This is a genomic window from Novosphingobium sp. BL-A-41-Hi4A-0G, assembly GCF_055521735.1.
This window is the reverse complement of record NZ_CM145501.1, coordinates 3,070,733-3,084,886: the sequence shown is the minus strand read 5'-3', so window position 1 is coordinate 3,084,886 and position 14,154 is coordinate 3,070,733. Positions and strand designations below refer to the sequence as shown.

The window sequence follows — 14,154 nt, the reverse complement described above, 5'->3', positions numbered from 1 at the left end:
AGCGATGTTCCACGTGAAACACCTACTTCCCGATGCAGAACCGCCCGAACAGCGAATCGAGCATGTCCTCCGTGCTCGTCCGCCCAACCAGCGCATCAAGCGCAATGCGCGCGAGGCGCAGGTTCTCCGCCGCCAGCAAGGGATCACTCTCACGCTGCGCCTGATCGAGCGCCGCCGCCACTTGCCCAAGTCGCTCATGCTGCCGCTGGTTGAGGGCGGCCTCCCCAGGAGCAGGCAAGGACTTCCGGGCATGAGCGATCAACGCCTCACGCAGTTGCGCCATCCCCTCGCCCGTGCGTGCCGATAGCTGCAAGGCTGCATCCGACTTGCGCGGTGCACTGGCATCATCCGAGCGCGCAGCCACTTCCCACAACGCCCGTCCCTCCGGCCCCTCACCTTCAGGCCCCAGCCACAGGATCAGGTCCGCCTTCTCCGCCGCCGCCCGTGCCCGGGCAATGCCGATCCGCTCGATTTCGCCCGCGCCTTCATCGCGCAGGCCAGCGGTGTCGACGAAGGTAAACGGCACGCCATCAAGCGATGCAGCGAAGGTCAGGACGTCGCGGGTCGTCCCGGGCTCCGCCGCGGTGATCGCGGCTTCCTGCTGAACGAGCGCGTTGAACAAGGTCGACTTCCCCGCATTGGGCGGCCCTGCCAGGACCACACGAAAGCCCTCCTTCAGCGGCTCAGCGCGCGGGCGGGCGAGCCATGCTTCGAGGTCTTGCGCCAGCGCTGCGCAGTCCGCAACAAATCCCGGCGGCAGCAGGTCCTGCTCCGCCCCGACGTCGTCCTCGTCAGAAAAGTCGAGCGCCGCTTCGAGCTTCGCCGAGATGCCCAGCAAGGCATTACGCCAGCGCTCCGTTTCACGGGAAAGCGCACCCTCGGCCATCGCCAGCGCAGCGCGGCGTTGCAGTTCGGTCTCGGCAGAAAGCAGGTCGGCCAGCCCCTCGGCCTCGGCCAGATCGATCCGCCCATTGGCAAATGCGCGGCGGGTAAACTCCCCGGCCTGCGCACGCCGCAAACCGGGCAAGCGCCCAATCGCCGCTTCCACCGCTGCAACAACAGCACGCCCGCCATGCAGATGCAGTTCCGCGCTGTCCTCGCCCGTCGCCGTGCCGGGACCGGGCAGCCATAGCACCATCGTCCGGTCGAGGTGTGTGTCGTCGCGCGGATCGGCCAGCGTGGCCAGCGTCGCGCGGCGCGGCGTGGGCAGCTTGCCCGAAAGCGCCTCAAGCGCCGCCCCTGCCTGCGGGCCACTGATGCGGATGACGGAAATGCCCGCGGGTGGTGGGCCGGAGGAGAGGGCGAAGATCGTATCGGTCACGCCCCTCCCCTACACGATCATTGGAAGAGCGTCAGTCCTTCGGCTTCTTCGAACCCGACCCGGTCATCGCACCGAGACCGCCCTGCTCCATGAAGTTCTGGAACAGCTTAAGCCCGATCTCGCCCATCGGCGCGACCTGCTTGGCGAAGCTCTGCAACTGATCGAGACTGCCCGCGCCCTGCATCGCCTTGGCGACGCTTTCGACATAGACGTCGTTCGCCTTCGAGACATCGGGCAGCCCGAGGAACCGGCGGGCCTCTTCTGGCGTGCAATCGACTTCGACGGTGACTTTCATGTGCGCCTCTCCCGGCATCCGCTTGGCTTGCAAGACTGTCATGCACGCTTGGCAAAGTCCATGGGCAGGGCCAACATGGATCCAGACCAACTCCATTGAATCGCAGGATGAACGACATGGGCGAGAAGATCACATTTGCAGCACTCGACGGCGAAGGGGATATACCGGGCTATCTCGCAACGCCGGACGGTCCGATCCGCGCGGCGATCATCATCATCCCGGAGATCTTCGGAGTGAATCCCGGTATCCGTCACAAGTGTGAGGCCTCGGCCGATCAGGGCTACATGGCGCTCGCGCCCGACATCTTCTGGCGCTTTGCTCCCGGCGTCGAACTCGATCCCGATGTGCCGGAGCAGATGCAGGAAGCCTTTGGCTATTTCGGCCAGTACGATCCTGACAAGGGTATCAAGGACATCGAGGCGGCAATCCGTTTCCTGCGCGGCTACGAAGGCATCGACAAGGTCGGCCTCGTCGGCTTCTGCCTGGGCGGACGCATGGCCTACATGGCGGCGGCGCGCACCGATATCGATGCTTCGGTCGGCTATTACGGCGTGATGATCGACCAGATGCTGAACGAATCGCACGCCATCGCCAATCCGCTGATGCTGCACATTCCGACCGCCGACCACTTCGTTGGCCCCGAAGCGCAGAAGGCGATCCACGACGGGCTTGATCCGCACCCCAAGGTGACGCTCTACGATTACGAGGGCCTGGATCACGGCTTTGCGGCCGAGATGGGCGACCGCCGCGACGAGGAAGGCGCGCAGCTTGCTGACCGCCGCACGCGCGATTTCTTCGCGCAGCACCTCGGCTAAGTCTTCGGCGTTGCGCGGGATCAATGCCCGCGCAACGCCCCTGCCCTAACCACAAGAAGAACAACGGGAGAAGCGCATGAAACTCGGCCTAGCAGCATGGCACCGGTACATGATCAGCGGCGATATCACGCTGCTCGAGGAACTCGTCGCCGATGACGCCGTGTTCCATTCTCCCGTCGTTCACACCCAGCAAGCGGGGCGCGAGAAAGTGCTGATGTATCTCACAGCCGCGGGCCAGGTCTTCGGCAACGGCACCTTCCGCTATGTGCGCGAGCTGGTCGACGGCCCCGAGGCCTGCCTCGAATTCGAGTGCGAGATGGACGACGTGCGCGTCAACGGAATCGACCTGATCCGCTTCGACCTTGAAGGCCGCATCGTCGATTTCAAGGTCATGGTCCGGCCCTTGAAGGCGATCAACAAGGTCTGGCAGCTGATGGCCGAGCGGCTGGAGAACACCTGAGCGGTTGCGTTTTTAAGGGTTTCTCGCAGAGACGCAGAGGGAAAGAAGAGCGCAGAGAAGGCGCTCCTGCGGTGAAACCGCGTTGAATTTCATGTGTCGCGGCTTGGATGAAATGACCGTAAGTCGAGCGGCCTGACGGCCAGGCGCAACCTCTCTGCGATCTCCCTGTTTCTCTGCGTCTCTGCGAGAAACGAAAAAGCCCGCAGCGCGAACTGCGGGCCTAATCTAAGCCATTGATCAGCCGAAAAAATCAGCCGTCGTAATCAGCACCCAGCGAGGTGTTGCGCACCGGTGCCGCAGCTGTGATGCGCAGCGCTTCGGCCGACTGCGACAGCGAGCCGATTTCATCGACTTCATCGTCATCGTCAGGCAGCACGCGCTGGAGCGACTGGATCACGTTTTCCTTGAGCACGGCAGGACGCACGGTCTCTTCGGCGATCTCGCGCAGAGCGACGACCGGGTTCTTGTCACGGTCACGATCGACGGTGAGTTCGGCACCGCCCGAAATCGCGCGGGCGCGTTCGGCGGCCAGCAGGACCAGATCGAAACGGTTGGGAACCTTGTCGACGCAATCTTCGACGGTAACGCGCGCCATCAGGGCACTCCAATCACTTGAGAATTACGGAAAGGACGGCAGCTAGGCCGGGGGTGTGGAAAAGTCAAGGATTCGCGCGTGGCGTCCGACTCAGTCGTCCCCGCCGCCATAGGCTGCGCGCATGTCGTCAGGCGCAAGGTCGCTGAACCGGGTGATGCGGGCTTCGAAGCGCAGGCGGACCTTGCCGGTCGAGCCGTGGCGCTGTTTTGCGACGATCAGTTCGGCAAGGCCATAGACCCGTTCCATTTCGGCCTGCCACGCGGCGTGGGCTTCCTGGATCTTCGAATCGTCGTTGCCTTGCGGGACTTTCGGCTCCTTGGCGGCGACGTAATAGTCCTCGCGGAACACGAACCAGACCATGTCGGCGTCCTGCTCGATTGAGCCCGATTCGCGCAGGTCCGACAGCATCGGGCGCTTGTCGTCGCGCTGTTCCACCGCACGGGAAAGCTGCGAGAGCGCGATCACCGGGACCGAGAGTTCCTTGGCCAGGGTCTTGAGTCCACGCGAAATTTCCGAGATTTCGTTGACGCGGTTGTCGCTGCGGCCGGACCCCTGCAGCAGCTGCAGGTAGTCGACAATGATCAGGCCGATGTCGTGGCGGCGCTTCAACCGGCGGGCACGGGCACGCAGCGAACCGATGGTCAGCGCCGGGGTATCGTCGATATAGAGCGGCAGTTCGGCCAGGCGCTGGCTGGCGAAGGACAGCTGCTGGAAATCCTCGCGGCTGATGCGGCCCATGCGCAGCGATTCGGAGCTGATGCCCGATTGCTCGGCCAGGATACGCGTGGCGAGCTGGTCCGCGCTCATTTCCAGGCTGAAGAAGGCGACCCCTGCCCCCACCGAATCCTTGAGCGCAATGCCGTCGGCCAGATCGCGCCGCAGCCGGTCGGCCGCGTTGAATGCGATGTTGGTGACGAGCGAGGTCTTGCCCATGCCCGGGCGTCCGGCAAGGATGATAAGGTCGGAATCGTGCAGGCCGCCGATCTTCTCGTTTACCGAGGTCAGGCCCGTGGTCTTGCCCGAAATGTGGCCGCCTGAAAGCAGCGCCTTCTCGATCATCTCGAGCGAGGCGCGCGTGGCCTGCGCAAAGCTCTGCGCTTCGCTGCCGGTCTGCGCACCTTCGGCCACGGCATAGAGCGCGGCTTCGGCCTTCTCCACCTGTTCGAGCGGGGCGACCGAATCGCTGGTATCGAGCGCACCTTCGACAAGGTTGCGCCCGACCGAGATCAGCTCGCGCAAAAGTGCCAGGTCATAGATCTGCTCGGCCAGCTCGCGCGGATTGAGCAGGCCTTGCCCGTCCGAGGTCAGCCGCGCCAGATAGGCGGTGCCGCCCAGTTCCTTGAGGCCTTCGTCGGTCTCGAAATAGGGCTTGAGCGTGACCGGCGTGACCACCGCCTTGCGATCGATCAGCGCCTGGATGCGTTCGAACACGCGGCCATGGACTGCGGCGAAGAAGTGCTCGGGCTTGAGCGGGGTCTGCAGTTCTTCAAGGATGCGGTTGTCGATCAGCACCGCGCCCAGAAACGCCGCTTCGGCTTCCACGTTTGAGGGGAGCGCACGAATCTCTGACGGTTCGCGGGTGAGAATGGCTTCGCTGGCGGACATGCTTTGCATAGTGCCCGAAGCGGCCCGATCCGGCAATGCATCGCCCCTGTGGATAGCGGGGACCGAGTGGCCAAAACCCTTGCCCGCGCCCCACGCGTCTGCAACACAGAAAGCCCAATGGCAGACCCGCGCATCTCGCATATCGAGCTGGACGAAGCGACGATCATCTGGCGCAACGCCGATATCGAGCAGGAGCGGCGCATCGCCATTTTCGACCTGATCGAGGAAAACACGTTCAAGCCGCTGCGCGCGTTTGAGGCTGGGCACGAAGGGCCTTACCGGCTCAAACTTTCGGTTGATGACGGGCGGCTCGTGCTGGCGGTCTCGGACGATGGCGGCGCTCCGCTTGAAACCGTGATTCTCGGCCTTGGCCGGTTCCGCCGTCCGATCCGCGAGTATTTCGCCATCTGCGACAGCTACTATCAGGCCATCCGCAAGGCGACCGCAGCCGAGATCGAGACGATCGACATGGCCCGACGCGGCATCCACAACGATGCCGCCGACACCCTGCTCGAACGCCTCGAAGGCAAGATCGAGACGGATTTTCCCACCGCCAGACGCCTCTTTACCCTGATCTGCGTGCTGCATATCAGGGGCTGAATCAGAACTCGGGTCCCAAGCGAATCTCATCATGCCGAAGAAACGGAACACTGCCCGCCCGCATACGGGGCGCAGGCGCCTGCTGGCCGCCCTGCTGCTGGTGGTCCTCGTCGGCCTCGGCATCGGCTGGTGGAAGGCGCGCACCTGGATGCCCGACCGGCGCGACTATCCCGTGCAGGGCGTCTGGCTGAGCGATGACAGCGGCGCTGTCGACTGGCGCCTGCTGCGCGCTGCCGGGGCCGATTTCGCCTATCTGACTGCCAGCGAAGGTATCTCGACACGCGACACCGCCTTTGCCGATGGCCTGATCGCCGCGCGCGAGCGGGGCATGCAGGTCGGCGCAGTCCACGTCTATGACCTATGCGCGCCCGCAGATGCTCAGGCGGCGAACTTTGTCACCGTCGTCCCGCGCGACAAAGACCTGCTGCCGCCCGCGATCCGCTTCGACATCGATTCGCGCACCTGCCCGCAGGTCCCCGGCGAAGCACAGATGCAGAGCGAGCTGACCACGTTCCTCAACCAGGTGGAAAAGCACGCCGAAAAGCCGGTGATCCTCATGGTGTCCCGCGCACTCGAAAAGCAGTACCATCTCGCCGCCCGGATCGACCGCAACATCTGGGTCGAACAGGATTACCTCGAGCCCGCCTATGCCGGCAGGCCATGGGTGATGTGGACCGCGAGCGACCGTCTGCGGCTGGACGCAGCCAATACGCCGCTGCACTGGGTGGTGGTGCAACAATGACCGACCTCGTGGCCGAGCTTCGCGAAGACCTGATCGCCGCCGCGCGTCGCGCGATGGACACGGCTTACGCGCCCTACTCGGGCTTCCACGTCGGCGCGGCGCTGCTGTTCGATGATGGCGCAATCGTCACCGGCGCGAACTTCGAGAACGCCAGCTACGGCCTTTCGCTCTGCGCCGAAACCGTGGCCGCATCCATCGCCTCCCATGCCGGACGGCGCGGCGGATTGCTCGCCGTGGCGGTACTCGGAGGCATGGGTGGCGCGGTGGAAGCTGCGATCAGCCCTTGCGGCCGCTGCCGACAGGTGCTGAACGAACTGGCGGCATTGGGTGGCACCGATCCGCTGGTGATCTGCGTCGGCGCGCAGGAAGTCGTGGAAATGCGCCTCTCGGTACTCTTGCCCAACGCCTTCGGCCCCGCCAATCTCGCCTGACGATATCTGGGGACATCAATTGGCCATTCTTTCCGACAAGTGGATCCGCGAAAAGGCGCTGAACGAGGGCATGATCGAGCCTTTCGTCGAGAACCAGCGCCGCGATGGCTGCATCAGCTACGGCCTCTCGTCCTACGGCTACGACGCCCGCGTCGCGCGCGAGTTCAAGATCTTCACCAACGTCGATTCCGCGGTGGTGGACCCCAAGAACTTCGACGGCGCCAGCCTGGTCGACCGCGAGACCGACGTCTGCGTGATCCCGCCCAATTCCTTCGCGCTGGCCCGCACGGTCGAATACTTCCGCGTGCCGCGCGATGTGCTGGTGATCTGCCTGGGCAAGAGCACATATGCTCGCTGCGGCATCATCGTGAACGTCACCCCGCTCGAACCCGGCTGGGAAGGCCACGTCACGCTCGAATTTTCGAACACTACGCCGCTGCCCGCCAAGATCTACGCCAACGAGGGCGCGTGCCAGTTCCTGTTCCTCCAGGGCAACGAACCGTGCGAAGTCAGCTACGCCGACCGCGCCGGCAAATACATGGGCCAGCGCGGGGTGACGCTGCCGCGCCTCTGACAACTACTCCCCCACCGTCACCCCGGCGCAGGCCGGGGCCCACAACCTCTCGCCGCAATCGCACCTGACAACCCTGCGCCGCCTTTCCGGCAACGTGCTAGCCGGCCAGCGCCATGGGTCCCGGCCTGCGCCGGGACGACGGAGTGTAGGGCGGAGGAGTGGGTCGGTGCCGCATGCCTGATCGGTTCTCAAACCCGCTCATCCTGAGCCTGTCGAAGGATGTTGGCACCACGCCTTAACCCCCCGCTTAAATCCGGTTGCAATCGCCACCGAACTCGCCAAGCTTGCCGCACAACGAGAACAGGCGGAGAGGCTGATGGAGAAGTCGGAGAGGCCCTATGACATCGTCGTCTATGGGGCGACGGGGTTTACCGGGCGATTGGTCGCGGAGTATCTTGCGCGGCATTATGGCCAGGAAGGCCCGCGCTGGGCCATGGCCGGGCGTTCGGCGGCAAAGCTGGCCGAGGTGCGTGCCCTGATCGAGGCGCCCAAGAACACCCCGCTGATCGTGGCCGATGCCGCAGATCCTGCCAGTCTCGAAGCGATGGTCAGCCAGGCCAAGGTCGTCATCACCACCGTCGGCCCCTACCAGCTCTATGGCGAACCCTTGCTCGCTGCCTGCATCGCAGCGGGCACGGACTATGCCGATCTTTGCGGCGAGCCGGTCTGGATGCGCCAGATGATCGACAAGTATGGTGAGGGAGCCAAGCAAACCGGCGCGCGAATCTGCTTCTCCTCGGGCTTCGATTCGATCCCGTTCGATCTGGGCGTGCTGATGCTGCAGAAGGAAGCCGTGGCGAAGTTCGGCCGCCCTGCCCCGCGCGTGAAGGGCCGCGTGCGCGGTTTCAAGGGCGGCGTTTCGGGCGGCACCGCCGCGAGCCTCGGTGCGACGCTGCAGGCGCTGGGCAAGGACCCTTCGCTCATTCCGCTGATGCAGAGCGCCTTCTGCCTCACTCCCGGCTTCGCAGGCCCCGAACAGCCGCGTGGCGACAAGGTCCAGTACGACGAAGCCATCGGCAGCTGGGAAACGCCGTTCGTCATGGCCGCGATCAACGTCAAGAACGTCCACCGCACCAATGCCCTGCTCGGTCACGCCTGGGGCACCGACTTTGTCTATGACGAGATGATTCTCACCGGCCCTGGCGATCAGGGCAAGGCCGCTGCCGAGCACATGGCAAAGACGCCCAGCATCGGCCGCCCCGATGATCCCAAGCCCGGCGAAGGCCCGTCGAAGGAGCAGCGCGAGACCGGTTACTACGATGTCCTGTTCCTTGGCACGATGCCCGATGGTCAGGAAATCCGCTACGGCGTGAAAGGGCGCTACGATCCCGGCTACGGCTCGACCAGCCGGATGATCGCCGAGACCGCCATTGCCCTGCTGTCGAGCAAGGCTGGCGGCGTGGTCGGAACCCCCGGCGCGATCCTCGGCGAAGCCTTGGTAGACCGCCTGCGCGCTCACGCCGAGATCAGCTTCGCGGCGGAGTAGCGCCTGCGTTCTGCCCACCCCCAACCCCTCCCGCCTGCGGGAGGGGAGTGACAGCGCACTTCTTTGCCCTCCCGCAAGCGGGAGGGCCGCGAGACTTACTGAACGCAGTGAAGTTAGTCGCAGCGGGGTGGGCCCTCGCTCAGGCCGCCGCCGCGTAAGCCTCGGCTTCTTCACCGATGAGAATATCGGCGAGCATCCAGTAGGCCTCGCCCCAGGCCGCCAGCACTTCGTCGGTGGCCACATCGGCCCCCACCACGTCGCGAATCGCGGGCAATAGGGCCTCGGCGACATAAGGGTAATGCTCGGCCTTCACGCCGCACTCGACATGGCGCTGCACCATCCGCGTCACCGCTGGTCCCAAGTTCTCGAGCTTGTCGATGTTCTTGGCATAGGCAAGGATCGCGGCGGCCAGACGGCGCGGCTGCTCGCCGCTTTCCTGCGCGGCGGCATCGAACATCGCCTTCACATCATCGTTCTGGAACAGGCGCTTGTACATGGCGGTGGTGATCTCCACCCCGTGCTTTTCGATCACCGGAGCGGTGGCCTTGACGATGGTCTTTGCGTGTTCGGAAGCGGTGCGCATGGGTATCTCCAATCAGGTATTACAAATACCGGTATTTTATCTGCTTGATTCTCGCAAGCGGAAAAACGATGGTTTTTGAATGCAGTTGACCCAGCACACCGATTTCGGCCTGCGCCTGCTGATCGTGCTCGCGCGCAAGGACGGGGCGGTCAGCCTGCCCGCGTTCTCCGCGCAGCAGGGCCTGAGCTATCACCACGTCGCAAAGGTCGCGCAAGCGCTGGTACAGGCAGGCTTTGCCATGTCGCAGCGCGGGCGCAGCGGCGGCATCGCGCTCGCCCGCCCCGCGTACCAGATCACCGTGGGCGAAGTGGTACGCAAGCTCGAACGCGGCCTGCGCCTTGCCGATTGCGCCACCTGCGCCCTGCGTGAAGATTGCGCGCTGAGCAGCGTGCTGGCCGAAGCGCTCGACGCCTTCCTCGCCGTGCTGGACCGTTACACGCTGGCCGATGTCTCGCGCGAGGGCGTCGCTGCCTTCGCACCGTGGGCCGCCCTGCCCGCTTTGCCTGCTCCCGGCCCCACCTGCGCGGTTACGGAGCCTTCCTGAGCGCCGCCACGCAGGCCGCGCGATCAACGTCACGCCCATCGCCACGCCTTGCATCCACGTACGTCGCGGTCGGCTTGCCGCCACCCGCAGGCGGGTAGAGATAGACGTCGAGAATGCAGGCCGTCCCCGACCACTGCATCTTGCGCGCGTCGTCCTCGATCACGTCGAGACGCGGCGTGCCGAAGGTGCGGCCAAGCTGCAGCGCGTCAGACCCGATCACGCCTTCAAGGCCGGGGATCATCTGCACTTGCGCGACAGGCTTGCCCACGGGCGCAGGGCGCGGAACCGTGGTGCGGACCGGCGCTGTCGGCGCAGAGCGCACGACCGGGGTCTTGCCGCCCGCTGGCAGCCCTCCCCCGCCGCACGAGGCAAGGAGGAGAGCGAGAAGCGGAATGGCGGCAGCGCGGAATGTCACCGCGCGGGGATGCCCCGCCAGCACCGCCGGGTCAACCGCAGGCGGCGCGATACGGCGCACAGGCCAAGCGTTCTGACGCACCCTTCCTGCTCTTGCTGCAACGCGGCATAGCGGCTAGGCCATCGCGCAATTGCCCAAGATACGGAGCCTGTCCCGCATGTCCGAACCGCTTTACGACGTCATCGCCATCGGCAACGCCATCGTCGACGTGATGGCCCCCTGCGATGATGCGGACATCGAGCGGCTCGGCCTCGCCAAGGGCGGCATGACGCTGGTCGACACCGACCGTGCCAAGGAACTCTACGACGCCATGGGCCCCGCGCGTGAAATCTCGGGCGGTTCGGCGGCCAACACGCTGGCAGGCCTTGCCGCGCTCGGCGCGAAGTGCGGCTTCATCGGCCAGGTGGCGGACGACCAGCTCGGCGAAGTCTTCGCGCACGACATCCGCGCAGGCGGCATCGCTTTCGAGACCCCGTCGCGCACAGACGAACCGCCAACGGCGCGCTGCCTGATCTTCGTCACCCCCGATGGCCAGCGCACGATGAACACCTTCCTCGGCGCCTCGCAGTTCCTGCCTGCCGAAGCGCTTGACGACGCTACCATCGCTGCGGCCAGCGTACTCTATCTCGAAGGCTATCTGTGGGACCCGGAAGAGCCGCGCAAGGCCATGCGCCGCGCCATTGCCGCTGCGCGCAATGCCGGCCGCAAGGTGGCCTTCACCCTGTCCGACGCTTTCGTGATCTCGCGCCATAGCGATGATTTCCGCGCACTGATCGAAGCGGGCGAGATCGACATCCTGTTCGCCAACGAACACGAACTCGCCGCCCTCACCGGCATCGAGGACTTCCACGCAGGCCTCGAACAGCTCGCCGCCAAGGTGCCCACGGTCGTCGTCACCCGCAGCGAAAACGGCGCCCACGCGGTCAGCCACGGCGAACACGCCCAGGTTCCCGCCGAGCCCATCGACAAGGTGGTCGACACCACCGGCGCAGGCGACCTCTTCGCCGCAGGCTTCCTCTACGGCTACGTCCGCGGGCGACCGCTTGCGGAGAGCCTGACGCTGGGCGCCATCTGCGCCGCAGAAATCATCTCCCACTACGGCGCCCGCCCCGAGGCCGACCTGCAGGACTTGGTGGCCAAGCGCCTGGGCTGATCTCAGTCCAACCACCAATCCATACCACCCGTCACCCCGGCGAAGGCCGGGGCCCATGACGCCGGTGTCCGGCTCGACGGCGAGGTAATGGCCCCCGGCCTGCGCCGGGGTGACGGAGGTTTGGAGTTCAGCCTGAAGTCACCGCCCCATGAACGCCTCGATTTCCGCCACCGTGCGCGGGATGCCGGTGCTCAGGCGTTCGCAGCCCGTGGGGGTGACGAGGTAGAGGTCCTCGATGCGGATGCCCTGGTTCATCTGCTGGTTGTAGAGCCCCGGTTCGATGGTGATCACCGCGCCTGCCGGGATCGGCTTGGCATAGTCGCCCGCGTCATGGACATCGAGGCCGACGAAGTGTCCGAGGCCGTGGGTGAACTCGTCAATCCGGCCTGCCTTGCGGAACAGGGCATAGACCGCCTCGGTCATGTCCTCGTGAATGACGCCCGGTTTCAACAGCTTGGCCGCAGCATCCTGGGCCGCCATGACCAGCTCGTAGTCCGCCCGCTGCTGCGCTGTGAACTTGCCCGAGGCGGGGAAGGTGCGGGTAATGTCGCAGGCATAAGTGCCGACGCTGGCCGCAGCATCGATCAGCACGAGGTCCTGTGCGCCGATCACGGCATTGCCATGGGCATAGTGCAGCGAGGCGGCGTTGCGGCCGGTGGCGACGATCGAATCGTAGGACAGGCCCTCGCCCCCGCCCTGCCGGAACCCGTCCTCCAGCACCGCGGTCAGCTGGCGCTCGGTCATGCCGGGGCGCACCGCCTTCATCGCGGCGAGGTGGCCAGCTTGCGTCGCGCTGAGCGCCCGGCGCATCAGCTCCAGCTCGCGCGGTTCCTTGACGGTGCGCAGGGCGGGGAGGAGGGCGCTCTGGTCCTTCATCGCGCAGCCCGGAACGCGCGCCATCACCCGGCCATAGAGGTCCATCGCGGGCGGCACCGGGGCCGAGGCGCTGGCGATCGGCCCCATGAAGTGCAGCGTCCGGCTGCGCGCGGCAAGCTGGGTGACGAGGCCATCGAGTCCTGAAATGCGCCTGACCCGCTGAATTCCCGTGCGTTGTTCGATCAGCGAGCCCAGCGGCAGGCGCTCGACGTCCCAGCGCTCGGTCTCGATATCGCGCGAGGGGAGCAGCAGGAACTCGCGGTAGGTCCGCTCTGCAGGGGCCAGCACCAGCACCGCGCCGGGTTCGTCGACGATTCCGGTCAACCACGCAAAATCGCCCGACTGATAGAACGGTGGGCTCACCGGGCCGCTCGACCGGTCGCGCTCGGCGCCATGGATCACCGCCACGCCATCCTTCAGCGACGCCATCAGCTTCGCCCGCCGCTCGCGATAGACCTCGGGCGCGAAGGGGGTGGTGCCCGACGGGGTGGCGAAGCCGGGGGGTGGGAGGACTTGCGCGCGGATCGAGATCGAGAGCGATGCGGTCGCGGCGGCAGCTCCGGCGAGGAGGGAGCGGCGGGTCATGGTCATGGCGGAATCCCCTTTTCGAAGGGGAAGCCTAGATGGTTTCACGTGAAATGGGAATCACCTGCGCGTGCATGGACGGCGTGCGCGCGAGTTGTGCCTTTGCCCGAGAGAGTTGGGGGGGAGTTGGGGGAGAGTTGCCGTTCTGCCCCCGAGAGTTGGAAACGCGCCTCAGGCCTGCTGGATGTAGACCCGCATCGCGTCCGCCTCGGCCTCGATCTTGTCGAGCCGGTGCTTCACCAGGTCCCCGATCGAGACGAAGGCGACCATGCGATTTCCTTCCACTACAGGGAGATGGCGGAAGCGGCGCTGGGTCATCAGGGCGAGGGCCTCCATCACCGAAGTCTGCGGGGATACGGTCACGACCGGCGCGGTCATCATGTCGCGCACCTTCATGTGCAGCGCCGCCTCGCCATGCTTGTGCAGGCAGCGGATCATGTCGCGTTCGGAGAAGATGCCGGCAACGCCGCTCTCCCCATCGCTGACGGGCAGGGCGCCGATGCGGTGGTGGGCGAGCATGTCGATCGCGTCCGAGACTTGCGCGTCGGCATCGACGCTCCACACTTCGCCCCCACCCGCTCCAAGACGTCCTTGAATCACGTGCGCAATCGTCATGGCATCCTCCTTCGTGATGCGGCCGATGCGCCTTCGGGCGTCTTTGCCGACCGCCTGATCTCCCATAGGGATCATGCCATCTTGGCGGCCATTGTCAAAGCCGTTGCCACCACCACTTACGATCGGCAAAGGACCGCAGACGATGGCCGGACACTCTCCTCTCGATGATCCTGAAAACGCTCGATTTGCCTGGGCGCGATACTGGCTGATCATGCGCTGGATGGCGCTGTTCAGCACTGCCGTGGTCGGTGTGGTTCTCTACGTGCTTTACCTCCAGATCGGCATGATCTCGATCCACCTGTTCATCGCCTCGGCGCTGGGCGTCTGGCTGACGATCATGCTGATGGCGGCATTGATGGGGCTGGTGTTCCTCTCCAGCGGGACAGGCCACGACGAATCGATCGAGGACCGGCTGGAGGACGAGCGGAATCGCTGATGATCGGACGTTGAGGTTGGCGC

At 65.4% G+C, this 14,154-nt stretch carries 18 protein-coding genes; 10 read left to right on the top strand and 8 right to left on the bottom strand.

The features are described from left to right. Positions 1-22: 22 nt before the first annotated feature. Entirely contained in the window at positions 23-1,321 is a 1,299-nt protein-coding gene (gene mnmE, locus ACZ1JX_RS14925) for a tRNA uridine-5-carboxymethylaminomethyl(34) synthesis GTPase MnmE (RefSeq protein WP_465124305.1), read from the bottom strand. Between the two features lie 31 nt (positions 1,322-1,352). Then, positions 1,353-1,616, bottom strand: a complete 264-nt coding sequence (locus ACZ1JX_RS14920; RefSeq protein ID WP_465126432.1) for a DUF6489 family protein — start codon at positions 1,614-1,616, stop codon at positions 1,353-1,355. A 116-nt stretch (positions 1,617-1,732) separates the two neighbouring features. Here ACZ1JX_RS14920 and ACZ1JX_RS14915 point away from each other — a divergent pair, with 116 nt between their 5' ends. Together ACZ1JX_RS14915 and ACZ1JX_RS14910 are read left to right on the top strand one after the other, a co-directional pair. Next, positions 1,733-2,431, top strand: coding sequence for a dienelactone hydrolase family protein (locus ACZ1JX_RS14915; RefSeq protein WP_465126431.1), 699 nt, complete (start codon positions 1,733-1,735; stop codon positions 2,429-2,431). A gap of 76 nt (positions 2,432-2,507) precedes the next feature. After that, complete coding sequence (locus ACZ1JX_RS14910; protein ID WP_465124304.1) at positions 2,508-2,891, top strand: nuclear transport factor 2 family protein; 384 nt, start codon at positions 2,508-2,510, stop codon at positions 2,889-2,891. Positions 2,892-3,141: 250 nt separating this feature from the next. Here ACZ1JX_RS14910 and rpoZ read toward each other — a convergent pair whose 3' ends face one another. Both rpoZ and ACZ1JX_RS14900 read right to left on the bottom strand, forming a co-directional pair. After that, positions 3,142-3,486, bottom strand: a complete 345-nt coding sequence (gene rpoZ, locus ACZ1JX_RS14905; protein WP_039333165.1) for a DNA-directed RNA polymerase subunit omega — start codon at positions 3,484-3,486, stop codon at positions 3,142-3,144. 90 nt (positions 3,487-3,576) lie between these two features. Next, the gene (locus ACZ1JX_RS14900; protein WP_465124303.1) at positions 3,577-5,091 is read right to left on the bottom strand and encodes a replicative DNA helicase; all 1,515 of its coding nucleotides are present in this window, start codon (positions 5,089-5,091) and stop codon (positions 3,577-3,579) included. 117 nt (positions 5,092-5,208) lie between these two features. On the opposite strand from ACZ1JX_RS14900, the gene ACZ1JX_RS14895 reads away from it, so the two are divergent. The 5 genes from ACZ1JX_RS14895 (at position 5,209) to ACZ1JX_RS14875 (ending at position 8,924) form a co-directional block, all read left to right on the top strand. Next, the gene (locus ACZ1JX_RS14895; RefSeq protein ID WP_465124302.1) at positions 5,209-5,691 is read left to right on the top strand and encodes a UPF0262 family protein; all 483 of its coding nucleotides are present in this window, start codon (positions 5,209-5,211) and stop codon (positions 5,689-5,691) included. 31 nt (positions 5,692-5,722) lie between these two features. Then, complete coding sequence (locus ACZ1JX_RS14890; protein ID WP_465124301.1) at positions 5,723-6,433, top strand: glycoside hydrolase family 25 protein; 711 nt, start codon at positions 5,723-5,725, stop codon at positions 6,431-6,433. Further along, positions 6,430-6,864 carry a cytidine deaminase gene (locus ACZ1JX_RS14885; protein ID WP_465124300.1) on the top strand — a complete coding sequence of 145 codons (435 nt, stop codon included), beginning with the start codon at positions 6,430-6,432 and terminating at the stop codon, positions 6,862-6,864. The genes ACZ1JX_RS14890 and ACZ1JX_RS14885 overlap by 4 nt, the downstream gene beginning before the upstream one ends. 19 nt (positions 6,865-6,883) lie before the next feature. Beyond that, the gene (gene dcd / locus ACZ1JX_RS14880) at positions 6,884-7,438 is read left to right on the top strand and encodes a dCTP deaminase (RefSeq protein ID WP_465124299.1); all 555 of its coding nucleotides are present in this window, start codon (positions 6,884-6,886) and stop codon (positions 7,436-7,438) included. Between the two features lie 316 nt (positions 7,439-7,754). Further along, positions 7,755-8,924: a saccharopine dehydrogenase family protein gene (locus tag ACZ1JX_RS14875; RefSeq protein ID WP_465124298.1), complete on the top strand. Its 1,170-nt coding sequence runs from the start codon at positions 7,755-7,757 to the stop codon at positions 8,922-8,924. Positions 8,925-9,063: 139 nt separating this feature from the next. Here ACZ1JX_RS14875 and ACZ1JX_RS14870 read toward each other — a convergent pair whose 3' ends face one another. Then, positions 9,064-9,507: a globin domain-containing protein gene (locus ACZ1JX_RS14870; protein ID WP_465124297.1), complete on the bottom strand. Its 444-nt coding sequence runs from the start codon at positions 9,505-9,507 to the stop codon at positions 9,064-9,066. A gap of 79 nt (positions 9,508-9,586) precedes the next feature. Between ACZ1JX_RS14870 and ACZ1JX_RS14865 the strand changes: the two genes are divergently transcribed. Next, positions 9,587-10,051, top strand: a complete 465-nt coding sequence (locus ACZ1JX_RS14865; RefSeq protein ID WP_465124296.1) for an RrF2 family transcriptional regulator — start codon at positions 9,587-9,589, stop codon at positions 10,049-10,051. Here ACZ1JX_RS14865 and ACZ1JX_RS14860 read toward each other — a convergent pair. Next, positions 10,035-10,547 carry a hypothetical protein gene (locus ACZ1JX_RS14860; RefSeq protein ID WP_465124295.1) on the bottom strand — a complete coding sequence of 171 codons (513 nt, stop codon included), beginning with the start codon at positions 10,545-10,547 and terminating at the stop codon, positions 10,035-10,037. The genes ACZ1JX_RS14865 and ACZ1JX_RS14860 overlap by 17 nt on opposite strands. Positions 10,548-10,623: 76 nt before the next feature. Between ACZ1JX_RS14860 and ACZ1JX_RS14855 the strand changes: the two genes are divergently transcribed. Then, complete coding sequence (locus ACZ1JX_RS14855) at positions 10,624-11,619, top strand: adenosine kinase (protein WP_465124294.1); 996 nt, start codon at positions 10,624-10,626, stop codon at positions 11,617-11,619. Positions 11,620-11,757: 138 nt separating this feature from the next. On the opposite strand, the gene ACZ1JX_RS14850 is transcribed toward ACZ1JX_RS14855, so the two are convergent. Next, positions 11,758-13,086, bottom strand: a complete 1,329-nt coding sequence (locus tag ACZ1JX_RS14850; protein WP_465124293.1) for an aminopeptidase P family protein — start codon at positions 13,084-13,086, stop codon at positions 11,758-11,760. A gap of 165 nt (positions 13,087-13,251) precedes the next feature. Continuing rightward, the gene (locus ACZ1JX_RS14845; protein WP_465124292.1) at positions 13,252-13,695 is read right to left on the bottom strand and encodes a CBS domain-containing protein; all 444 of its coding nucleotides are present in this window, start codon (positions 13,693-13,695) and stop codon (positions 13,252-13,254) included. Between the two features lie 142 nt (positions 13,696-13,837). Between ACZ1JX_RS14845 and ACZ1JX_RS14840 the strand changes: the two genes are divergently transcribed. After that, positions 13,838-14,131, top strand: coding sequence for a hypothetical protein (locus tag ACZ1JX_RS14840; RefSeq protein WP_465124291.1), 294 nt, complete (start codon positions 13,838-13,840; stop codon positions 14,129-14,131). Positions 14,132-14,154: the final 23 nt, after the last annotated feature.